At 71.3% G+C, this 21259-nt stretch carries 25 protein-coding genes; 7 read left to right on the forward strand and 18 right to left on the reverse strand.

From position 1 onward, the window contains the following. Positions 1-72 precede the first annotated feature (72 nt). Entirely contained in the window at positions 73-537 is a 465-nt protein-coding gene (locus ITJ69_RS18215) for a hypothetical protein (RefSeq protein WP_194673592.1), read from the reverse strand. A 66-nt stretch (positions 538-603) separates the two neighbouring features. After that, positions 604-1041, reverse strand: a complete 438-nt coding sequence (locus ITJ69_RS18220; protein ID WP_194673593.1) for an NUDIX hydrolase — start codon at positions 1039-1041, stop codon at positions 604-606. 42 nt (positions 1042-1083) lie between these two features. Here ITJ69_RS18220 and ITJ69_RS18225 point away from each other — a divergent pair, with 42 nt between their 5' ends. Beyond that, a complete protein-coding gene (locus ITJ69_RS18225) occupies positions 1084-1314 on the forward strand; it encodes a hypothetical protein (RefSeq protein WP_194673594.1) in 231 nt (76 codons plus the stop codon). Here the strand turns inward: ITJ69_RS18225 and ITJ69_RS18230 are convergent. Continuing rightward, positions 1311-2267, reverse strand: a complete 957-nt coding sequence (locus ITJ69_RS18230; protein ID WP_194673595.1) for a phosphotransferase — start codon at positions 2265-2267, stop codon at positions 1311-1313. The genes ITJ69_RS18225 and ITJ69_RS18230 overlap by 4 nt on opposite strands. A gap of 62 nt (positions 2268-2329) precedes the next feature. Here ITJ69_RS18230 and ITJ69_RS18235 point away from each other — a divergent pair, with 62 nt between their 5' ends. After that, a complete protein-coding gene (locus tag ITJ69_RS18235) occupies positions 2330-2569 on the forward strand; it encodes a hypothetical protein (RefSeq protein ID WP_123291904.1) in 240 nt (79 codons plus the stop codon). Between the two features lie 4 nt (positions 2570-2573). On the opposite strand, the gene ITJ69_RS18240 is transcribed toward ITJ69_RS18235, so the two are convergent. Both ITJ69_RS18240 and ITJ69_RS18245 read right to left on the reverse strand, forming a co-directional pair. Next, complete coding sequence (locus tag ITJ69_RS18240) at positions 2574-2822, reverse strand: hypothetical protein (protein WP_123291903.1); 249 nt, start codon at positions 2820-2822, stop codon at positions 2574-2576. Next, a complete protein-coding gene (locus tag ITJ69_RS18245) occupies positions 2819-3325 on the reverse strand; it encodes a MarR family winged helix-turn-helix transcriptional regulator (protein WP_194673596.1) in 507 nt (168 codons plus the stop codon). Before ITJ69_RS18245 ends, ITJ69_RS18240 begins: the two co-directional genes overlap by 4 nt. Before the next feature lie 92 nt (positions 3326-3417). Here ITJ69_RS18245 and ITJ69_RS18250 point away from each other — a divergent pair, with 92 nt between their 5' ends. Next, on the forward strand, positions 3418-4347 hold the full coding sequence (locus tag ITJ69_RS18250; RefSeq protein ID WP_194673597.1) for an NADP-dependent oxidoreductase: 930 nt from the start codon (positions 3418-3420) through the stop codon (positions 4345-4347). A gap of 14 nt (positions 4348-4361) precedes the next feature. Here ITJ69_RS18250 and ITJ69_RS18255 read toward each other — a convergent pair whose 3' ends face one another. The 6 genes from ITJ69_RS18255 to ITJ69_RS18275 all read right to left on the reverse strand — a co-directional run bounded on the left by ITJ69_RS18255 (position 4362) and on the right by ITJ69_RS18275 (position 11834). Beyond that, complete coding sequence (locus ITJ69_RS18255) at positions 4362-5225, reverse strand: pentapeptide repeat-containing protein (RefSeq protein ID WP_194673598.1); 864 nt, start codon at positions 5223-5225, stop codon at positions 4362-4364. Between the two features lie 187 nt (positions 5226-5412). Continuing rightward, positions 5413-6618, reverse strand: a complete 1206-nt coding sequence (locus ITJ69_RS18260) for an acyl-CoA dehydrogenase family protein (RefSeq protein WP_194673599.1) — start codon at positions 6616-6618, stop codon at positions 5413-5415. Continuing rightward, complete coding sequence (locus ITJ69_RS18265) at positions 6615-8333, reverse strand: ABC transporter ATP-binding protein (protein ID WP_323743150.1); 1719 nt, start codon at positions 8331-8333, stop codon at positions 6615-6617. Before ITJ69_RS18265 ends, ITJ69_RS18260 begins: the two co-directional genes overlap by 4 nt. After that, positions 8330-9238, reverse strand: coding sequence for an ABC transporter permease (locus tag ITJ69_RS20605; protein WP_228506099.1), 909 nt, complete (start codon positions 9236-9238; stop codon positions 8330-8332). The genes ITJ69_RS18265 and ITJ69_RS20605 overlap by 4 nt, the downstream gene beginning before the upstream one ends. After that, positions 9235-10173: an ABC transporter permease gene (locus ITJ69_RS18270; protein ID WP_131880592.1), complete on the reverse strand. Its 939-nt coding sequence runs from the start codon at positions 10171-10173 to the stop codon at positions 9235-9237. The genes ITJ69_RS20605 and ITJ69_RS18270 overlap by 4 nt, the downstream gene beginning before the upstream one ends. Further along, positions 10173-11834 (reverse strand): ABC transporter substrate-binding protein, encoded by a 1662-nt coding sequence (locus ITJ69_RS18275; protein WP_194673601.1) that lies wholly within the window; start codon positions 11832-11834, stop codon positions 10173-10175. Before ITJ69_RS18275 ends, ITJ69_RS18270 begins: the two co-directional genes overlap by 1 nt. A gap of 174 nt (positions 11835-12008) precedes the next feature. Between ITJ69_RS18275 and ITJ69_RS18280 the strand changes: the two genes are divergently transcribed. Beyond that, positions 12009-13379, forward strand: a complete 1371-nt coding sequence (locus tag ITJ69_RS18280) for an NtaA/DmoA family FMN-dependent monooxygenase (protein ID WP_131880588.1) — start codon at positions 12009-12011, stop codon at positions 13377-13379. Between the two features lie 56 nt (positions 13380-13435). After that, on the forward strand, positions 13436-13627 hold the full coding sequence (locus tag ITJ69_RS18285; RefSeq protein ID WP_123938330.1) for a hypothetical protein: 192 nt from the start codon (positions 13436-13438) through the stop codon (positions 13625-13627). On the opposite strand, the gene ITJ69_RS18290 is transcribed toward ITJ69_RS18285, so the two are convergent. From ITJ69_RS18290 to ITJ69_RS18305, 4 genes are read right to left on the reverse strand one after another with little or no spacing between them, the layout of a single operon-like run. After that, positions 13624-14280 (reverse strand): response regulator, encoded by a 657-nt coding sequence (locus tag ITJ69_RS18290; RefSeq protein ID WP_123938331.1) that lies wholly within the window; start codon positions 14278-14280, stop codon positions 13624-13626. The genes ITJ69_RS18285 and ITJ69_RS18290 overlap by 4 nt on opposite strands. Continuing rightward, positions 14277-15563: a sensor histidine kinase gene (locus ITJ69_RS18295; RefSeq protein WP_194673602.1), complete on the reverse strand. Its 1287-nt coding sequence runs from the start codon at positions 15561-15563 to the stop codon at positions 14277-14279. Before ITJ69_RS18295 ends, ITJ69_RS18290 begins: the two co-directional genes overlap by 4 nt. After that, complete coding sequence (locus ITJ69_RS18300; RefSeq protein WP_194673603.1) at positions 15560-16426, reverse strand: ABC transporter permease subunit; 867 nt, start codon at positions 16424-16426, stop codon at positions 15560-15562. Before ITJ69_RS18300 ends, ITJ69_RS18295 begins: the two co-directional genes overlap by 4 nt. After that, a complete protein-coding gene (locus ITJ69_RS18305; protein WP_131880578.1) occupies positions 16423-17334 on the reverse strand; it encodes an ABC transporter ATP-binding protein in 912 nt (303 codons plus the stop codon). The genes ITJ69_RS18300 and ITJ69_RS18305 overlap by 4 nt, the downstream gene beginning before the upstream one ends. Positions 17335-17447: 113 nt before the next feature. On the opposite strand from ITJ69_RS18305, the gene ITJ69_RS18310 reads away from it, so the two are divergent. Together ITJ69_RS18310 and ITJ69_RS18315 are read left to right on the forward strand one after the other, a co-directional pair. Then, the gene (locus ITJ69_RS18310) at positions 17448-18443 is read left to right on the forward strand and encodes an alpha/beta hydrolase (RefSeq protein WP_159572306.1); all 996 of its coding nucleotides are present in this window, start codon (positions 17448-17450) and stop codon (positions 18441-18443) included. Between the two features lie 9 nt (positions 18444-18452). Then, the gene (locus ITJ69_RS18315; protein ID WP_194673604.1) at positions 18453-19019 is read left to right on the forward strand and encodes a GNAT family N-acetyltransferase; all 567 of its coding nucleotides are present in this window, start codon (positions 18453-18455) and stop codon (positions 19017-19019) included. A gap of 105 nt (positions 19020-19124) precedes the next feature. Here the strand turns inward: ITJ69_RS18315 and ITJ69_RS18320 are convergent, their stop codons facing one another. Genes ITJ69_RS18320 through ITJ69_RS18330 form a run of 3 tightly spaced genes read right to left on the reverse strand, consistent with a single transcriptional unit; the run spans position 19125 to position 21258 of the window. After that, positions 19125-19685 (reverse strand): TetR family transcriptional regulator, encoded by a 561-nt coding sequence (locus ITJ69_RS18320; protein ID WP_194673605.1) that lies wholly within the window; start codon positions 19683-19685, stop codon positions 19125-19127. After that, on the reverse strand, positions 19682-20533 hold the full coding sequence (locus ITJ69_RS18325) for an MBL fold metallo-hydrolase (RefSeq protein WP_194673606.1): 852 nt from the start codon (positions 20531-20533) through the stop codon (positions 19682-19684). The genes ITJ69_RS18320 and ITJ69_RS18325 overlap by 4 nt, the downstream gene beginning before the upstream one ends. Next, entirely contained in the window at positions 20530-21258 is a 729-nt protein-coding gene (locus ITJ69_RS18330; RefSeq protein ID WP_194673607.1) for an alpha/beta fold hydrolase, read from the reverse strand. The genes ITJ69_RS18325 and ITJ69_RS18330 overlap by 4 nt, the downstream gene beginning before the upstream one ends. Position 21259 lies beyond the last annotated feature (1 nt).

Consider the following 21259-nt stretch of genomic DNA (forward strand, 5'->3'; position numbering starts at 1 on the left):
GAACTCCTCCGGATAGGGCTTGGCCATGATCGACATCCTTCCACCGAGGACCAAGTCCTCAGAGGTCAGGAGTCAACCCAACCTGCAGCAGTCCCGGTTGTACCAACGTTGCCCGAACTTCACGAGCCCGGTGGCGATGTCATCGATGCCGGCCTTGAACGTGAACGGGTTGGAGGGGAGTCCGTCGCCGCCGCCGTCGTAGCTGACGGTTTCGGTACCGTACGGGTCGTAGGAGTGGGAGAACGCGGCTGCGTCGTCGACGAGGAGCGCGAACGGGTTCCCGGTCCCGTCGTAGGCGTACAAGCCGGTGACGTAGGACGGGGTTGCCAGGGCGATGGGTTGCCCGGTCTTGGCGTCGTTGACGATGTTCGACCGCTGCCCGTTCCGGGTGGAGGTGACCAGCGTCGGATTCCCGTTCTGGTCCGCGCTGCCGTACATGTACGTGCGGGTGGTTCCGCCGGCGGTGGACAGGGACAGCAGCGACTTCTGGTCAGCGCCGGCGTACCTGTACGTCGTCGTCTGGGATCCGTTGTGCACGGCGGAGGTCATCTGCTCGGCGGCGTTGTAGGTGAACGTGTACTCGGGTGCTGCGGTCTCGTGACATCAGCTGGCCGAGGACTTCATCGGGACGGTACCCGCGAGCAGATCGAGCACGCCGACCGGGAACACCGGCGCGTCCGTCTCGACGGGCACCCAGCGCACCGGGCTGCCCTCGTCCAGCACCACGAGTTCGGCGTCGAGCGGCACTTCGTCCAGATCGGCCGACCGGACGGCGAACACGTGGACGTACTCGTGCCCGGGCTGCCCCTCGTACTCGAACAGGTTCTCGAGGACGCCGAGCAGCCGGACCTCGTCGAGTGCGACGTCGAGCTCCTCGCGGAACTCGCGACGGAGCGCCTGGACGGCGGTCTCCCCAAACTCGATGCCGCCGCCGACCGCGCGGTGGAAGCGCAGGCCGCGCGTCTGGTCGAACGACTCGGACAGCAGCACGTGGCCGTCCTTGGTCGGCAGCCCGACCGAGATGTTCCGGATGCTCCCCATCACGCCACTCTGCCACCGGCGCGGGTTCGGTCGGTTCAGACCGTGCAACACATCCGCTCCATCGTCACCCTCGCGGTCGTCTTCCTCGGTCTGGGCTTCCTGCTCACAGCCGGTGGTTCGGTCTGGACGATCCTCACCCCGGACGGCACCGGCGTGAACTTCGCCGCGGGGTTCATGTACATGGGCGGCATGGTCGTCGGTATCGCCGGGATCGCACTCGGGGTCGCCGCGCTCGTGGCCGTCGCCCGGGCGGCGAAGCGCTTCGGCCGCTAACCGGCGAGCGCCTCGGCAGCAGCACCCCACCCGGTGGGGTCGTCCCCCGGCGGGATGAACAGCATCGTGTTCCAGAGCACCAGGACGTCCCACCACACGAGCTCGTCGGCAGTGAGCGCGCTCACCGAGCGGTAGCCGTCGAGCAGCTGCCGATGGACGGCTTCGGGGACCGGCCCCCATTCGTGGAAGAGCGTCCCGAGCAGGACGGCCGACCGCGCCAGTTCGACGATGCGGTGGTCGCGGCGCAGGTCCTCGAAGTCGATGACGGCGACAACGTCCGCGTCAGCGCACAGGACGTTCGCCGCCCGGTAGTCCCCGTGCACGATCTGGACCGGCAGGTCGTCGGACGGCGCGGCCGTCAGCAACCGTCGCAGCTCCACCCGGGCACGGTCCGGCACGTGCGTCGTCGCACCGTCGAGCCAGTCCTCGACCTGCTGCAGGAGCGGGGCCGGCGGCGGGCGCACACCGGCTGCGCGCTCCCGATCGGGGCTGTCGCGCAGGGCGTCGTGGAAGCGGGCGAGCGTCGCACCGGCGGCGCGGACCTGTGCCGGTTCACGGACGTCCAGCAGTGTTCCGTCGATGACGCGCTGGAGCCCCATCGAGACCCCGTCGTCCTCGACCTGCACCCGTCCGTCGGGCGTCGGCACCGGGGCGGAAACGGGCAGGCCGCGCTCCGCGAGCCACGTCGTGAGGTCCGCCGCGAACGCCAAGCGCTCGAACCCCTCCGGTGCGATGGACCACTTCAGGAGCATCCGGCCGTCAGCGGTCGACACCCAGGCGAGCGCGTTGTGGTCACTCATCACGATGCGCTCGCACACGACGACGTGCACGTTCCACCACCGGTCGAGCGTCCGGATGACCCAGTCCTCGGCAGCGGCGACGTCCGTGAACCCGAAGCGGCTCCGCAGCACCTGGGCGGGATCGGCACGTTCCCAGAGCATCTCGAGGGTCATCGCTCCACCCTCGCAGGTCGCGCTACCATCCGGTACCGGTCCACCCACGGAAGCGAGCCGCCATGACCTCCCAGAGCACGAGGGTCCTGCACGTGATGTGCACGGTGTTCCTGTTGGGCGCCTTCCTGTCGGTCGGGATCGGTGGGTGGTCGCTCGCGAACGACACCGGGGGCGGTGCGAACATCGGCGGCGGCATCCTGATGCTGTTCGGTTACCTGCTCGGCCTGATCGGGATCGCGCTCGGGGTCGCCACACTCGTCGTCGACACCGTGTCGCGGCGACGGTCACGCACGCGCAGCTGACGCCTCAGCGGCGGCGAGCGCGGAGCCGCTGCACGCCCACCCATCCGGCGACCGCGAAGCAGCCGAGCGCGAGGACGTACGAGACGAGCAGGTCGGCCCACGTGCGCGGGTTGATCGATCCGTCGGGCAACCGCTCCTGGAGTTGGAACGACGTCGGGAACAGCCAGTACGACGTCGCGTAGACGGTCAGCGCCAGTCCGACGACGACCGAGCCGACGATGATCCACCGAGCAGCGCGCGCTCCGACGGTCACGCGGACGCCCCCTTCACGGATCGTCGCGACGCCGACCGCGGTGGGTTCGCTCGCAGGTGTTCGCTGATGCGTCCGAGGATCCGGCCGAGGTCGGTCGCGTCGTCGTCCGTGATCGGTGCGAACAGGAGTTCGTGCACGGTGCCGATGTGGCCGGGGAACACCTCGGCAAGGACCTCGCGCCCCGCGTCGGTGATCGCGACGACGGTGCTGCGCTCGTCGTCCGGCGACGGGGACCTCGTGACGAGCCCGCGCTGTTCGAGCAGTTGCGCCTGGTAGGTCAGCCCGCTGCGGCTGTACACGACACCGTCGGCCAGGTCCGTCATGCGCAGGTGCCCCTCCGGAGCGTCACCCAAGCGCGCCAGGAGCTGGAACTGCACGGTGCTCAACCCGCCGACGTCGCGGAGCTGCTTCTCGACCGCGGGGCGCAGGAGTGCACTCACCTCGGTCAGCGCGAAGTAGGCGCCGAGCTGTGTCGGGGTCAGTGCGGTGGGGGTGTCGCTCATGCAGCCATCCTACCTGTTGCTTCGAGTTCGAAGCAGTGCTAACGTCTCCGACAAGCGCTTCGAATTCGAAGCAACTACGAGAGGGCAGCATCATGAAGGCAGTGCAGTTCCACGAAGTCGGCGGGCCCGAGGTCCTCCAGTACGGCGAGGTCGAGCAGCCGACCCCGGCAGCGGGTCAGGTGCGGCTCCGCGTCGCGGCGTCCGCGTACAACGCCGCAGACAACGGCATGCGGGCCGGCTTCCTGCCGATCCCGATCCAGCTGCCGCACGTCCCCGGCTACGACGTCTCCGGCACGGTCGACGCGATCGGCGAGGGGGTGACCGGGTTGACCGTGGGCGACGCGGTCATCGCGTTCCTGCCGATGGACCGCGACGGCGGGGCAGCCGAGTACGTCATCGCACCGGCGGACGCCGTGGTCGCAGCGCCGACGAGCATCCCACTGGCCGACGCGGCCGCGCTGCCGTCCGTCGCGCTGACCGCCTGGCAGGCCCTGTTCGACGACGGCCGGCTCACCGCCGGACAGCGGCTGCTCGTCGTGGGTGCCGGCGGGGTCGTCGGCAAGTACGCCGTCCAGCTCGCCAAGCGCGCCGGAGCACACGTCATCGCGACCGCCAGCCCCCGCAGTGCTGATGCCGTGCGCGCGGCCGGTGCCGACCAGGTCATCGACCACACCGACGTCGACCTGCTCGACGCCCTCGACGGTCAGGTCGACGTGCTGCTCAACCTGGCGCCGATCGAGCCCGAGCAGTTCGCGGCGGACGTCGCAGCGGTCCGCGACGGCGGGGTCGTCGTGAGCACCACGGCGTTCATGGCCACCCCGGGTGACGAGTCCCGAGACGTGCGCGCAGCGACCGTGTTCGTCCTGCCGAACCGCGAACGCCTGACGGAGCTCGTCGCGTTGGTCGACGACGGTGCACTGACGGTCGAGGTCACGCGGCGCATCCCGCTCGCCGAGCTCCCCGCACTGCACGCCGAGGGCGCAGCCGGGAGGATCGCCGGCAAGGTCATCGTTCTGCCCTGACCCGGATCACCGGATCACCGGAGCGACCAGTGTGACGGGCGGTCCAGGTCGTCGGGCAGCACCGTGGATGCGTCACCCTGGGCGGCGTTCACCTGCGGCTGGGTGAGGAACAGCGCGTTCGACAGGTCCGCTCCCCCGAGCCGGGCATCGCGCAGGTCCGCCCCGAGCAGGTCCACGCCAGACAGGTCGCCTCCCCGCAGGTCCGCGGCGATCAGGACCGCACCGCGCAGATCGGCGCCGACCCGGACGCGAGATCGCAGGTCGCGGCCGGCCAGGTCAGCCGACGGGTGCAGGTCACCGACCGCCTCACCGGCGGCGGGGTACCCAGCTCGAGCCTCGGCGCTGACGTCGATCAGGACGGAACGAACGTCGAACCGGAGCGACTCGACGTCCACCGCGATGACGTCGGCCAGCTCGCCGTCGAGGACCTGCTGAATGCGGCGCCCGAGCACGGTCGGTGCTTCCGCAGACCCCAGAACGGTCGATCGGGACACCGCCTCGGCCAGGTACCAGAGCATCTCGTGGAGCTGCCGGGCGACGGCGAAGGCCCGGAACATCTCGGGCTTCGAGTCGGGTTCGTCGACCCAGCTCGTGCCGTCGAACAGGACCTGCGAGACGTACTGGCCGGCCCCGAAGCAGTCGAAGGTGGTGCATCCGGTGAACCCCCGTGGACGGAGGGCCTGGTGGATCGTGCAGGAGAAGTCGTCGGCCAGGTTGCGGCACGGAGTCCCTGCGGCCTTGTCGATCGGGAAGTCGCTGGACCGCTGGAACCCGAAGGCGGTGCAGCAGAGCGCGAAGCAGTCACCGCACGAAGCGCGGAGGGCCGAGCGTTCGGCGGGAGAAGAGGGAGGAGGAAAAGAAGAAGAAGACGATGACATGGACGAACGGTCTCTCTGGAGTGGTCTCGACAGGGCGCCGGGGCGCTGGGGAACTCCGTCGGGAGTCCCCGTTCCGGGCGCACGAGACCACCGCCCCTCGTCCGAGGAGCGAACCGGTGCCGCTGGGTGTGCGGGAGGACGTGTCACTGTCCGCCAGCGTAGCTCCGCACGATGTCGGCCGGCGTGATCACCCGGTCTCACCCGTGGCCCAGAAGTAGGTCAGCGGGGAGCCGTTGACCAGGTGGTCGCCGATCACCCGTTGCTGGAACACCACCGGGTTGTGCGACGACAGGGTCCGCGCGTTCCGCCAGTGCCGGTCGAGGGAACGGTCACGGTCGGTGGCGCTGGCCCCGCCGACCTCGAAGAGCGTGGTCGCCGCCCGGAGCACGATCTCGACCACCACTCCCTGGAGGGCGATCGTCCGGAGTTCGGCCGCATCGATCAGCGCGTCGGCTCCGTCATCACCGGACTCGATCGCGCCGTGCGCAGCGTCGATGGCCGCGGCGGCGTCCAGGACGAGGGCCTCGGCGGCGATCGCGTCCGATGCGATGCGGCCGACGACGGACTGCACGAGCGGGTCCGTGGCCGCGGTCGCCCCGACTCCGTGCTGGTAGTGCCGGGTCCGTGACCGTACGAACGATGCGGCGTCGCGGGCGGCCGCGGCGCCGACCCCGGCGAGCGACGCCAGCAGCACGGTCTGCAGGAACGCCGGCAGCACGGTTCGCCGCTCCGCACGCTCGGGTCGGAGTTGCCAGAGCTCCACGCGGACGCCGTCGAACCTCGTCGTGCCGCTGCCGGTCAGCCGCTGCCCGAAGCCGTTCCAGTCGTCGCGGACCTCCACACCGGGGTCGTCGACCCGCACGGTGACCCCGACGGTGTGCCCGTCCGGTGTGCGCGCGGAGACGGTCGTCCAGTCGGCGAAGATCGTGCCGGTGCTGTAGTGCTTCTCACCGTGCAGGCGCCAGCCGTCGCCGTCGGGCACGATGTGCGTCGACAGGGATCCGACCGCGGCGGTCGAGCGCTCGTGGCTGGCGTTGCCGAAGACCTCGCCCGCGGCGATGCGGGTGAACCACTCGTCACGGCGGACGACGTCGGGTTCGAGCAGCAGTTCCTCGACGAACGCGAAGTGCGCGCGGAGGAGCTGCGGGATGTTCGAGTCGGCCTCCGCGAGACGGATGAGCAGCGCGAAGAGGTCGGTCGCCGACGCACCCGCGCCGCCGGAGGACGTCGGCACCGTCACGGCTGTGAAGCCCGAATCCGCCAGCCACCTGACCGCTTCGTGCGGCAGGGAACGGCTCTGCTCGCGCTCCACCGCCCCGGCCGCGATCCGCTCGAACACCGGCGCGAAGCGCTCCAGCAGGGAGGTGCGGGTGGGCAGTGTCGTGGTGGTCATGATTCCTCCTGGAACTTCCGGTGGGCGCTGACGCCCGGGATCGCGTCGAGCAGCCCCTGCGTGTACGGGTCGCGCGGCGAGCGGAACACCTGGTCGGCCGTTCCCTCCTCGACGACACGACCGTCGCGCAGCACGAGCACGCGATCGCTGACGTGGTGGATCACACCGAGGTCGTGCGAGATGAAGAGCGCAGCGGTTCCGTATTCCTGCTGGATGTCGGCGAGCAGGTCGAGCACCTGCGCCTGGACGGACACGTCGAGCGCGCTGACGGCCTCGTCGAGGACGAGCACGTCTGGATCGGTGGCGAGCGCGCGGGCGATGGCGACGCGCTGTCGCTGCCCGCCGGACAGCGTCGACGGGTGCCGGCGTGCGATGGACGGGTCGAGTCCGACGCCGGTGAGCAGCTCCTCCGTGCGAGCGGTGTCGGAACGACCGTCCTCGGGTTCGCCACGGGCGGCTCGCGCCCCGGTGAGCGCCGAACGGATCAGCTCACCCACGCTGCGGCGCGGGTCGAACGACGACAGGGGGTCCTGCGACACCGTTGCGATCCGCGGTCGATCACCGCGACGAGCACGCTCCGACAGTGCCGACCAGGGCCGTCCCTCCAACGTGACGGAGCCCGAGGACGGCGCGGTCAGCGCGAGGGCGATGGCAGCCGTCGTGGACTTCCCGGAGCCGGACTCCCCCACGATCCCGAGCGTCTCCCCTGCGCGCAGGTCGAACGACACGTCGTCGACCACGGTCCGGACGACCCGGTCGGGGCCGCGGTAGCGCTTGCTGACGTGCGAGACGGAGAGCACCACCGATCCGGCGACGGGCACCGGCCGCGAGGCCGGCCGCGGCGCGAGGGTGGCACGGGGAGCGTCGGACAACCGTGTGCCCGGCGCGTGCGCTGCGGGGATCGCCGAGAGCAGCCGCTTCGTGTACGGGTCCTTCGGGTCTCCGAGGACGGCGCCGACCGGCCCCTGCTCGACGACGACACCGTGCTGCATCACCACGACGTCGTCCGCGAGTCGTTCGACGACGCCGAGGTCGTGGCTGATGAGCACGAGCCCGGTCCCGCCTGCACGGAGCTCGTCGAGGAGAGCGAGGATCTGCGCCTGCACGGTGGTGTCGAGCGCCGTCGTCGGCTCGTCGGCGATGAGCACCGCGGGGTCGAGGGCGATCGCCGCGGCGATGAGCGCGCGCTGCCGGAGCCCGCCGGACAGTTCCGAGGGCAGCTGCCGCGCACGCAACGACGGCGACGGGATCCCGACGCGCTCGAGCAGCGAGAGCACCTGCCGTTCGCGCTCCGCCCGCGGTCCGACGCCGTGCACCCGGAGCGCGTCGGCGACGGACGCCCCGACCTTCCGGAGCGGATCGAGCGAGACGAGGGCGTCCTGCAGCACGTACCCGGCCTCCTTCCCGCGCACCTTCCGCCACGAGGCGTCGGACAGGTCGCGCAGGTCGCGTCCGCCGAGCGACAGCGTCGAGGCCGTGGTCGTCGACGTCGGACCGTTCAGCCCGAGCAGCGACCGGGCCGTGACGCTCTTGCCGGAGCCGGATTCACCGACGATCGCCACGCAGCGTCCGGCCTCGAGCGTGAAGGAGACGTCCTGCACGACGGTGCGGCCGCCGAAGGCGACGGAGAGACCTCGGACGTCGACGACGGGATCGTCGCCACCACGGAACGGGACGGACGCCGTGGCGGACGTGAGCTGCGATGCGGTGGTCACCGGGGGCCTCCAGGCTGGGTCAGGGTCTGCAGGGCGCGACCGACGGCGGTCAGTGACAGCGCGAGCAGGACGATCACGACGCCCGGCCAGAAGTCGAGCCACCACGCCTGCTGCAGGTAGTTCCGGCCGGCGTTGAGCATCGCGCCCCACTCCGGGGCGGGCGGCTGCACGCCCATGCCGAGGAACCCGAGCGCGGACGCCCAGACGATCGCCTGCCCGATGCCGAGCGTGACGAGCACGGTGAGCGGCCGGAAGGCATTGGGCAGCAGCGTCCGGAACAGCACGTGCGCCGAGGAGTGCCCGAGCGCGCGTTCGGCCTGCACGTACGCGGCCCCGCGGACCGCGAGCACCTGCCCACGCACCATCCGGGCGTACCCCGGGATCGTCGCGATGCCGACGGCCAGGATCTGTGTCCCGGCACTCGACCCGAAGACGGCGATCAGGATGAGCGCGAGCAGGATGCCCGGGAACGCGTAGAGCACCTCGATGACACGCGTCACCACGGCGTCGACCGCTCGGCCGCCGAGTCCGCCGAGGACGCCGAGGAGGACGGCCCCGGCGAGGCCGAGCGCGGTCGCGCCGACCCCGATCAGGACCGACTGGCCGGCCCCGTGCACGACACGCGAGTAGACGTCCCGGCCGGACTGGTCGGTCCCGAAGACGTGCTGCGCACTGGGTGCGTCGAAGCTCTTGCCCAGGTCGATGGCGAGTGGGTCCTGTGGTGCGAGCAGGGACGGCCAGAGGGCCGCCGTCGCGACGAGCGCGATGAAGGCGGCGGCCACCCAGAACGAGACGCGGCGCAACGGGTGGGAGGCTCGACGCACCGTGCGGACACCGGCCTCGGCCGGTGCCGGGTCTGGTTGCAGGGCACGGGGTTCGCTGGGTGCGATCGTTGCGGTGGTCATGCTGCGGCTCCGCTCGTGTGGCGCAGTCTCGGGTCCACCAGGACGTACGCGATGTCGGTCAGGATGTTCGCCACGACGTAGACGAGTGCCACGACGAAGGTGATGCCGATGACGAGCGGCAGGTCCTGCGCGCTCACGGCCGTGACCAGGACCTGCCCGATGCCCTGGCGGGCGAAGACGACCTCGGCGATGACGGCTCCCGAGACCAACGATCCGAGCCCCCAGCCGGACAGCGTGACTCCGGGGAGCGCCGCGTGCCGGAGTACGTACTTCCCGCGGATCGCACGGTCGGACAGACCACGGCTGCGGGCGGAGAGGACGAACGGCTGCTGCTGCTTGTCCTCGAACTCGTCGCGGGTGACCTGCCCGAGGAACCCGGCGAGCGGGATGGCCAGGGTCAGCGCCGGCAGGACGATGCCGAGCACGCCCGACCCGATGACCGGGAACCAGTGCAGCTGGACCGCGAAGACCAGCAGCAGCACGAGGCCGAGCCAGAACTGCGGGAGTCCGGCCGCGACCGTCTCGACGACCGAGCCGAGGCGTCCGACCATTCCGGGACGTCCGGCAGTGACGAGCGTCGAGGCGATGGAGAGCAACCATGCGATGACGAGCGCGGACACCGTCAGCGCCAGGGTCGGACCGATCTGTCCCGCGACGACGGTCGTGACGGACTGCTTCAGTGTGTAGGACTCCCCGAAGTCGAGCCGGAACAGCCCGCCGAGGAAGTCGCCGTACTGCACGATGAGCGGCCGGTCGAAACCGTACTGCTCCGTGACGGCGGCGACGGCTTCCTTCGTGGGGTGAGCGGCGGCACCACCGAGGATCGCGACCGCCGGGTCACCGGGCACCGCGTGTTCGAGGAAGAACACGATGGTGCCGACGGCGAGGAGCAGGACCACCGCCTCGACGAGGCGCCGTGTGACTCGGACGACCATCACTTGCCTCCGTCGATCAAGTAGGCGTCGGAGAGGACGGGCTCGCCCTCACTCGGCTCGATCCACACGCCGCTGACGCGCTCGGAGATCCCGAGGCGGGTCTGGATCGGGTAGAGCGGCAGCGACCAGGCCTTGGACGACAGCAGTGCCTGCGCCTTCGAGTACGCGGTCGCCTGCTTCGCCGGGTCGGTCGTCGCCGTGCCCTCGATGAGCAGCCGGTCGAGTTCGTCGTCGTAGGCGAAGGCCGAGTTCTGCCCGTTGTCGACGTCGTAGGTCGCCTTCGAGTACTTGATGTACATGACGTGCGGGGTCGGGCTGTTCCAGTAGTTCCCGAGCAGGTCGTAGGCCTTCGGGTCGCCCCACACGGCGTTCATCGAGGAGGAGTCGAGCGCCTGCAGCACGACCTTGATCCCGACGCGTTTCTCCATCGCCTGGATGTCCTGCAGGATCGTGACGTCCGCCGGTGGGGTCTCGGCGGAGTCCGCGTTGTACGGCAGCTTCACCGTGAGCGTCCGTCCGTCCTTCGTCCGGTAGCCGTCGGCGTCACGGCCGTTCCAGCCAGCGTCGTCGAGGAGTTCCTTCGCCGCTGCCGGGTCGTACGGGAAGGGCTCGTGGTGCGCGGCGTCGTAGTGCGGTGTGCCCGAGGAGACGTTGTTGCCCTCGTACGGGAACACGCCGTTGTAGGCGCTCTCGACGGCCTCCTTCGCGTCCGAGGCGTGCACGAACGCCTTGCGGACGCGGATGTCGCTGAAGACCGCGCTCTGCGTGTTGATGTCCAGGCTGAACGGCGATCCCGAGTGCACGAACGACTGCAGCTCGATCGACGGATCCGACTTCGCCAGGCCCTCGCTCTCCGGCGGCACGTTGAAGATGACGTCCGCCTCGCCCGAGCTGAGTGCGCCGTACCGGGTGGTGTTGTCCTTCAGGAACTTCCACGTGATACCGTCCAGGTACGCGGGGCCCTGGTGCTTCGCGTCGTCCGGCGCGCTGTTGTACGTGTCGTTCCGGACCAGTTCGACGTCCCGCTCGTGGTTCCACTTCGTGACCTCGAACGGCCCGGTACCGACCGGCGACTCGCAGTTCGCGGCGAGTCCCCGTGCCATGGCCTTCGGCGACTCCATGCCGAAGAACGCCTGCGACAGCGCGGCGAGGAGCGGGGAGTACGGCCGCTTCAGGGAGACCCGGACGACGTGGTCACTGATCGCGGTGGCCTTGTCGAAGTACCCCGTCAAGTACAGCAGATCGGTCGAGGACTGCGTCGCCGGGTCGAGGATCTGCGTGAAGTTGTCCACCACGGCCTGGGCGTCGAACGGGGTGCCGTCGGTGAACCGCACGCCCTGCTTCAGTGTGAAGTCGTACTGCTTGCCGTCGTCCGAGATCGTCCAACTGGACGCGAGCCACGGCTGCACGCTGCCGTCCTCCTGCAGCGACACGAGCGAGTCCAGGTACTGCCTGGCGATGTACGTCTGCGGCATGTCCCCGGAGTTGTGCGGGTCGAGGCAGGTCGGTTCGCGGTCGGTGGCGTACACGAGCGTGCCGCCGCGGACCGGGCCCCGGTCGCGGCCCGCGCCGGTCGACCCGTCGGCGCAGCCCGCGACCAGCGTCACGACGGCGACCACCGAGGCCGCGACCACGAACGGTCGGAGTGAGAGACGAACCATGGGGAAGGACGGTACGGCCGGGGTCCGTCGGCCGCGAGCGCCGGGCAACACTCCGCAACGGACGGACATCCGGCGTCACACCTGGTCCGCTCTGTGCCGTCGGATGACGTCGCCACGCACGTAGCACTCCGTCACGAACACCGGGGATCCGGCGTCGGTTCCTACGCTCGGGGGATGCCGAAACGCCTGCTGCTCAACGTGTTCGAGATGAACTGCGTCGGCCACATCACCCACGGGTTGTGGCGCCTGCCCGGCAACAACCGGCAGCGCTACACGGACATCCGGTACTGGACCGAGCTGGCGCGCACCGCCGAGGCCGGGCAGTTCGACGCGGTGTTCATCGCCGACGTCCTCGGGGCCTACGACGTGTACGGCGGTTCCGCTGCACCGGCGCTGCGCGAGGGGTTGCAGATCCCGAACAACGACCCGATGCTCGTGGTCCCGGCGATGGCGGCCGTGACGGAGCACCTCGGCTTCGGCATCACCTTCTCGACCAGCTACGAGCCACCGTTCGCGTTCGCGCGACGGATGTCGACGCTCGATCACCTGACGAACGGCCGCGTCGGCTGGAACGTCGTCACGAGCTACCTCCCGAACGCGGCCAGCAACTTCGGCCTGGCGACCGAGATCCCGCACGACACCCGGTACGAGATCGCTGACGAGTACCTCGAGGTGCTGTACCAGCTGTGGGAGGGCTCCTGGGAGGACGGCGCCGTCCTGCGGGACGCCGAACGCGGGATCTACACCGACCCCGCGAAGGTCCACCGGATCGACCACGTCGGTGAGCACTTCCGGGTCGCCGGCCCGCACCTGTCCGAGCCGTCGCCGCAGCGCACCCCGACCCTGTTCCTGGCGACCGGTTCGCCGGCCGGCATCGCCCGAGCGGGCCGGCACGCCGAGGTCGTCTTCACCGGCGGGCACGGCGTCGAGCGCACCGCTGACGCCGTCCGGGCCGCCGCCGAGTCGGCGGGCCGTGACCGTGACGACGTCAAGTTCGTGACGCAGGCCGCCGTGATCACCGCGCCGACGCAGCGCGACGTCGACGACAAGGTCGCCCAGTACCGCGCGTTCCAGAGCGAGGAAGGCCCCCTCATCCACGGGAGCGTGCCCTTCGACGCCCTCGCGCACCCGCGCACCCGCTCCGTCCGGGACGCACTCGATGCCGAAGGGGTGGAGGGCGGCGAGCGGCTGGTCGGCCGCGTTGCCCTGGACCAGACCGTGGGAGAGCTCCTGGACCGGGTGAACGAGGCCTGGCACGGCGCCTTCTGGGCCGCCGGTGTCCCCGAGGCCGTCACCGAACAGATCGAAGGCTGGCTGGACGACGACGGGATCGACGGCATCAACCTGCGGCAGTACCACTCGTTCGACACCGTGCGCGACTTCGCGACCCACGTCACCCCACTGCTGCGGGAACGCGGCCGACTGCCCGAGCGGTACACCGACGGTGAGACGCTTCGCCAGCGCGTTCAGGGCGGCGGGCCGGCACGACTGCCGAGCCGCCACCCTGCGGCACGGCACCGCCGCGGAGTCGACGCCCGAGCCTGATCGCCGGGCGCATCGGCGTCCCGCCCGTCCGCAGTCCCGACGCGTACGGTGCACCTGTGACCAGAACCCACCCGGCAAGACCGCACCGCCTCGTGCTGATCGCCGCCGCCGTCGTGCTGGTGATCGGCATCGTGCTCCTGTTCACACCGTGGGACGGCTTGATCCCCGTGCTCGCCTGGGTGCTGATCGTCGCGTCCATCGCCCTCGGCGCGATCACCCTGTTCTTCGCGAGGGCCCCGCGCAGCTAGGACCGCGGCACGAGACCGTGCTCGTAGGCGAAGATCACCGCATGCACCCGGTCGCGCAGGCCCAGTTTGCCGAGCACCCGCCCGACGTGGGTCTTGACCGTGGACTCGCTCGTCACCAGGTGTGCGGCGATCTCGGGGTTCGACAACCCGCGGGCCATCGCGAGCAGCACCTCGCGCTCCCGCGGGGTCAGGGGCTCCAGCGGGTCCGGACCCGCTGGCCGGTCGTCCGGCAGCACGGAGCCGAAGAGCTCGAGCATCCGCTGCGTCACCCGCGGTGAGACCGCGGCCTCGCCCGCTGCCACGGACCGGACGGCGTCGAGGAGCTGCGCGGCACTGACGTCCTTGAGCAGGAACCCGCTCGCCCCGGCACGCAGGCCACCGAACGCGTACTCGTCCAGGTCGAAGGTCGTCAGCACGAGCACCCGGGTCTCGGGGACCTGCTCGACGATCGCGGCCGTCGCCGTGACGCCGTCGACGTGGGGCATCCGGACGTCCATCAGCACGACGTCCGGACGCAGGGCACGCACGAGCCGAACACCCGCACCGCCGTCGCCGGCCTCACCGACGACCTCGATGTCGGACTGTGCCTCGAGCAGCAGTCGGAACCCCGTCCGGATGAGCTGCTGGTCGTCGACGATCGCCACGCGGATCACCGGTCCTCCGTCCTGACCGGGATCGTCGCCCGGATCTGCCAACCATCGGTGCCGTCGCGGGAGCCCGCGCGCACCTGCCCACCCAGCGCACGGATGCGCTCGTCGATCCCGATGAGCCCTCGACCCGACCCCGCTGGGGCGTGGGCCGATCCGCCCGGCCGAGTCGGGCCTCCTGTCCGTCCGTCGTCGGTGACGACCACGGTGACCTCGGTGGCGGACGCGGCCACGCGGACGTCGACCGATCGGACGTGCTGCGCGTGCCGGGCGGTGTTGGTGAGGCCCTCCTGCACGACCCGGTACACGGCGAGCTGCAGGGCGTCGTCGTCGGGGACGACGCCGACCAGTTCGAGGGCGACGGGGGCGCCCAGCGCGCGGAACCGGTCGACGAGCTGCGGGACGTCGTGGATGCCCGGTTGCGGCGCGAGCGCGGGTTCGCCGTCGCCTCCGAGCACCCCGAGCATGCGGCGCATGTCGCCCATCGCGCCACGGCCGACGTCGGCGACACCGCGCATGGCAGCGGCAGCGGACCCCGCCGAACCGGCGGGTGCACCAGCGGACGCCCCGGCCGCCGCGCCCTCGGCCAGCCGCACCATCACCGTGAGCGAGTGCGACACGATGTCGTGCATCTCCCGCGCGATCCGGGCCCGCTCCGCGGCGGTGGCGAGCTGCGCCTGCTGGTCACGCTCCCGGGCCAGCTGGTGCGCGCGGTCGATGAGCGCCTGCGTGTAGCGACGGCGGTTCGACACGTTGACCCCGATCAGGACCGCTGCCAGCAGGAACGTCGTGGGCTGCGGGTACAGGACGTCCGCGAGTCCTCCGGACCCCGGCGCGACCACGAAGACGCGCAGCGCCGTCGCCCCCGCCGCCAGCACGACGGCGACCGCGCCCGTCCACCACCCGGCGGCACGCGACCACCACGCGGTCGCGGCGTACACGGTGAAGAGCACCGGCGAGTACCCCGCTTCCGTCCACGTCATCGCGACGACGGACGCGAGCCCGAGCACCGCCGTCACCGCGGGGTGCGTGCGCCGGAGCGGGATGCCGGAGACGGCGATGACCACGAGGACGACGACCGTGCCCCGCGCGGCGGGGCTCCCGTCGACCTGCCACGCACTCCGGAACGCGACGACGACCTCGATCGCACCCCAGAAGACCATGAGCAGCGCGTCGGTCATGACCGGGTGGCGTGCCCAGAACCGCCGGAGCCGGCCGGGTGCGTCGGGCAGGGCGATGCCCCCGGCACCGTCCTGGACGGCACCGGGGGCGAGGTCGGCAGGGGTCACGCGTCCCGCTTCTCGACCAGGGCGAGCGCCGTCACCGAGGCGACGACCACCCAGGCCAGCAGTACCGCGAATCCGCTCCATCCCCCCAAGGCTAGGACGCCGTCGTGCCACCCCGACGTCACCTCGGTGCCGAACTGCATGAGCGGTTGGCCCGCGTTCTGCGGCAGCAGGTTGGTCAGCGTGCCGAGCCAGTCCGCCCCGGTGAACGACTGCACCAGCTGCACGACGACCGGGGCGACCAGCATCAGGCCGAGGACCCCGGCGATCGCGCCAGCTGTGGAGCGCAGGACCACGCCGACCGCGAAGGCCAGCAGCGCGATGAGCGTCAGGTAGACGGAGGCGCCCAGCAGCGGCATCGCGACGCTCGCGTCCAGCGACGCCTCGACGTTCCGTCCCGCGGCGATGGGCAGGGTGGTGAACGCGGTGGCCCAGACGCTCACGGCACTCGTGACGAAGACGGCCACGGCGAGGACGATCGCCTTCGCCGCCAGCGCGACCGACCGCCGTGGGACCGCCGCGAACGAGGAGCGGATCATGCCGGTGCCGTACTCGCCGGTGACGACGAGGGCGCCGATCACCGCGACGATCAGCGACGAGAGCATCGTGCCGCTCGTGCTGTAGAGGACGAACGCGTTCCGAGCCGCGTCACCCGAGAGCCCCTGACCGCCGTTGTCCGCGAAGGCCGCCAGGAGCACACCGATGCCGATCGGCAGGACGAGCACCAGCAGGAAGCTCCACGCCGTCGACCGCAGCGAGCGGAGCTTGATCCACTCCGAGCGCAGGACGCCGGAGAAGTGGACGCCGGACGTGTGGCTGCCGGCTCCGTCGTGCCGGGGCAGGGTGTCGCTCGTGACCGCGCTCACCGGGCCACCTCCGATCGGTACTCGACCTGGTCGTGCGTGAGTTCGAGGTAGGCCTGCTCCAGGCTCGCCTCGGTGGTGGCCAGCTGGTGCAGGACGATCCCCGCAGCACCCGCCGCCTCGCCGATCTGCTCGGCGCCGAGGCCACGGACCTGCAGCGACCCGTCGCCCTCGTAGCCGATGGTGACGTCCGGTCCGGCGATCGCGTCGAGGAGCCGCTCGGGCTCCGGCGTCCGCACGGTGACCGACCGCTCCGTGGCGGCGGCGACCAGGTCCGCGATGTCCATGTCCGCGAGCACCCTCCCGCGACCCATCACGACGATGCGGTCGGCGGTCAGGGCCATCTCGCTCATCAGGTGGCTCGAGATGAACACCGCACGCCCCTCGGCGGCCAGGCTGCGGGCGAGTCGACGCACCCACACGACGCCCTCGGGGTCGAGGCCGTTGACCGGCTCGTCGAGGATCAGCGTCTGCGGATCGCCGAGCAGTGCCGCCGCGATCCCGAGCCGCTGCCCCATGCCGAGCGAGAACCCGCCGACGCGCTTCTTCGCGACGTTCTCGAGACCGGTCATCCCGATGACCTCGTGCACCCGGGCCGTCGGGATCCGGTGCGTCGCGGCGAGCGCCGACAGGTGGTCGAAGGCGCTGCGTCCCTTGTGGACCGCCTTGGCCTCGAGCAGTGCGCCGACGCGACGCAGCGGGTCGCGCAGCTCGCGGTAGGGGCGTCCGTCGACGTGGGCGGTGCCCGAGGTCGGCCGGTCGAGTCCGACGACGGCGCGCATCGTGGTGGACTTGCCCGCGCCGTTCGGACCGAGGAAGCCGGTGACGACGCCGGGGCGCACCGTGAAGGACACGTCGTCGACGGCGACCTTCTCGCCGTAGCGCTTGGAGAGGTTCTGGATCTCGATCATGCGGCAACGGTACGGAGACGGCCGGGTCCGCCACATCGCCGTCGCAGACGATCTCCGCGGAGCGACCGTGGTACCCCGGTACCACCCGCAGCGGTGCCGGATACGGTGGGGTCATGGTCGTCCAGCGGTGGCACGAGGACGTCCTCGGAGCGCCCTACGAGCGACTCGAACTGCCGCTCGGCTCCGACTCCGAGGGGCCGGTCGTCGCCACCCTCGTCCGTCGTCGGCACACCCCGACGGACCTGCTGCTGCACGGGCGCGGGCCGCTGCACGGCGCTGACGTGCTGTACGTGCACGGGTGGTCGGACTACTTCTTCCAGACCGAGCTGGCGGAGCGGATCGAACGGCTCGGGGCCCGCTTCCACGCGCTGGACCTGCGGAAGTACGGCCGGAGCCTCCGCCCCCACCAGACCCCGGGCAACGTCGACGACCTGGCGGTGTACGACGAGGACATCGCCGCAGCGCTCGACGCCGTCTCGGCCGAGCACCCCGGCCCCGGCGAGCGGCGGCTCGTGCTGATGGGGCACTCCACCGGGGGGCTGACGCTGTCGCTGTGGGCTGCGCGCCACCCCGAACTCGTCGACGGCATCGTCCTGAACAGTCCGTGGCTCGAGTTCCAGGCGACCGCCGTGGGCCGGGCGATCGTCGCACCCGTCATCAAGCTCGGCGCCAAGCGGAACCCCCTCGCCCCGATGCCCGCCGTCGATCCCGGCTTCTACACGCGCACCGTGTCGGCCGCGGGCGAGGGCTCGTGGACGTACGACCAGCAGTGGCGGCCGGAACGCGGGTTCCCCCTGCACCCCGGTTGGCTCGCGGCGGTCTTCGCGGGGCAGGAGACGGTCGAGCACGGGCTCGACATCCAGGTCCCCGTCCTGGTCATGCTCAGCGACAAGAGCATGTTGCAACCCCGGTGGGACCCCGGCATGGCACACGCCGACGTCGCGCTGAACGTCGACACGGTGGCCCACCGAGCCCTGTCACTCGGCAACGAGGTGACGGTCCGCCGACTGCCGGGAGCCGTGCACGACGTGGTGCTGTCCGCGCCCGACGTGCGGGAGCAGGCGTACGACGCGATCGGACGCTGGGCCACCACGCTGCAGCCCCGCTAGCGTGGCGCGATGACCGACCGCTCCGTCCGGCTGACCCGGCTCGACCCGATCGGGATCGACCACGATGCCCTCGTCGACTTCCTGTCGACCGAGGACTTCCCCTTCCACGTGCGGCGGTCGTGGACCCGTGCGGAGGCCGTCGAGGCCGTGGCGTCCGGCTCCTACCGCGACGACGAGCACGACTCGTACTGGGTCGACCACACGGAGCACGGCCGAATCGGGTTCGTCCGGCTGGAGGATCTGGAAGACCCGGTCCCGCTCTTCGACCTGCGCATCGCCGGCGCGTTCCGCGGCCGCGGACTCGGCGTCCCGACGCTTCGCGCGGTCACCGACCACGTCTTCGGCATTCTGCCGTCGGTGACCCGCTTCGAGGGCCAGACCCGCGAGGACAACACGGCCATGCGCCGGGTCTTCGTGCGTGCCGGCTGGGTGAAGGAGGCGCACTACCGCGAGGGATGGCCGATCGAGGGCGGCCGCGCGGTGGCGTCGGTCGGCTACGGGATCCTGCGCCACGACTGGGAGACGGGCGAGACGACGCCGGTGCCGTGGGACGACGACGTGCTTCCTGACGACTGACGCGGCGCGGCGCGCGTCACGGTCCAGAGCGGACGGGAGGCTCGGGTCACGCCCGCCACGGGCCTCCCGTCCGCCTGGTGGCTGCGTCCACGGCATGACGCGCGATCAGCCGCCAGTCGCCGCCCTCCGCAGCGCGGCGCAGGTCCGACGGAACGCCGCGCTGAGCGACTCCCCCGCGCGGCGCTCCGCCCACTCGTCGAACGCGGCGCGCAGCGCGAGCAGGGCCAACGGCACCGCGAACCGATCGGCGCCGCCCCACGCACGGTGCAGCTCCAGCGTCTGCGCGGCGTCCCGTTCGAGGACCGCGGACAGCAGCACCGGATCGGCGACGAGCAGCGCGCGCACCCGGACCAGGCGGTCGAGGTCGTCGGGGCGGTCGCGTTCGAACGTCACGAGCACCTCGGCGATCACCTCGGTCAACGCATCGAACGGCACCGGGGCGGTCACGGCGGCGGTGACGGCGTCGTGGACGTCGCGCGAGACGAACAGGAACGCGTCGACCTTCGAAGCGCAGTACCGGAAGAACGTGCGCTCGGTGATGCCGGCCGCGGTCGCGATCTCGGCCCCGGTGACGACGTCGAACCCGCGCGCGCCGACCAGCGCGACCGCGGCGTCCTCGACGGCACGCTCCGTCGCCCGGCGGTTCTGCGCCCGGACCCCGGTCACGACGCCGACCGCGCGGAGACGGTCTCGCGCTGCCAGAGCTCCGGCAGCCGGAGGTCGACACCGTCGGCGTCCGCCAGGCGTGTGAACGCGCGCATCGTGACGTCGAGGCGGTCGAGCTTCTTCGGCAGCGGCCTGAGCGGACGGGTCAACGGACGCCAGAACGCGTCCCAGTGCACCGGTCGGACGACGCTCGGCCGCAGGGCGCCGACGGTCTCCTGCCAGTACTGCTCGATCCAGGCCGTCGGCTTCGCACCGGCGGCGCCCGCACCCAGGTAGACGGTGTCGGCGTGGAGCCCCGCGAACGCTCCGGGGATGAAGTTCGCCGTCGGGTGGACCAGCACCGATCCGTCCGGGTGCTCGAACAGGAACGAGGAGCACCCGCCGGTACGGAAGTCGCGCATCCGGGCCGGCAGGGTGACCGGCTCGGTGATCTCGCCCGGCACCGCATCGCCGTCGCTGTGCAGCGCGTGCAGCGGCGTGACCGTGAAGGCCCCCACCGCGAACGACTCGCGGTCGTGGAGCTCCCGGAAGGGCACGCGGTCGAGCCCGTACCCGGTGGCGATCATCCGGGTGGACGCCGAGCCGCCGAGTTCGGCCCCGGTCCGGTCCGCGACCACGGGCGCGTCGAGGGCGTGGTCGGCGTGCGAGTGCGAGACGAGCACGGCATCGAGGTGGTCGACGTCGAACCGTGCGAGTGCGTCCTCGATCCGGGTGACGTCCGGTCGGAGCCGGCCGAGCATCAGCCGTGGGAACGAGGGACGACTGAAGAAGCCGTCCACGAGCAGCGAGGTCGTGCCGTCGGAGACGAGGACGTTGGACACCCCGCCGAACACCGTGGTGACGCTCATGCGTGCGCCCCGCCGAGCACGTCGTCGAGGAGCCGCATCGTGCGCGCGGCGTCCTCCATCGCGAGGTCGTGGTGCACGCCGTGCACCCGTTCGACGTCCCACCCGAGGCGCTCGTAGACCGGCACCTCGGCCGCGGGCACGACGTGTCGACCGTCGTCGGTGAGCACGAGCGTCGACGGCACGAACGGGGCCGCCGGAGCGACCGGTGTCGTCGCGACCGCTCGCAGGACGTCGCGCAGCATCGTGCGGTCCCAGTGCCGATGGCTCTCCTCGGCCCGGGCGACGTTCGCCGGCCCCCACCGCGGATCGGTGCGGTCGTAGGCCTGCACGAGCAACGGCTGCAGCCCGGGCAGCGCCCAGAACGCCCGCCCGAGCACGCTCCGCCCCGGTGCCCGCAGGTGGAAGCCGGGGTCGAGGTACACCGCGCGGGCCGGGCGCAACCGGTCGACGGCGTCGAACAGCACCCGCCCGCCGAGCGAGTGTCCCACGACGGCGTCGAGCCCCTGCGGCAGCGTCTCGGCGAGGTCGTCGGCGAACGCGGCGAGTGTGCACGACGCCGCGCGGTCGCTCTCGCCGTGACCCCGCAGGTCCGGCACGAGGAACGTGTACCGGTCCGGATCGGCGTGGGACACGAGGTCGCGCCACACCAGCGCCGAACCGAGGATGCCGTGCACGAGTCCGACCCGGACCGGGCCGTGACCGTGGGTCTCGACGTGGAGCTGCATG

The sequence above is a fragment of the Curtobacterium sp. VKM Ac-2887 genome (assembly GCF_015350935.1).
Classification (GTDB): domain Bacteria; phylum Actinomycetota; class Actinomycetes; order Actinomycetales; family Microbacteriaceae; genus Curtobacterium.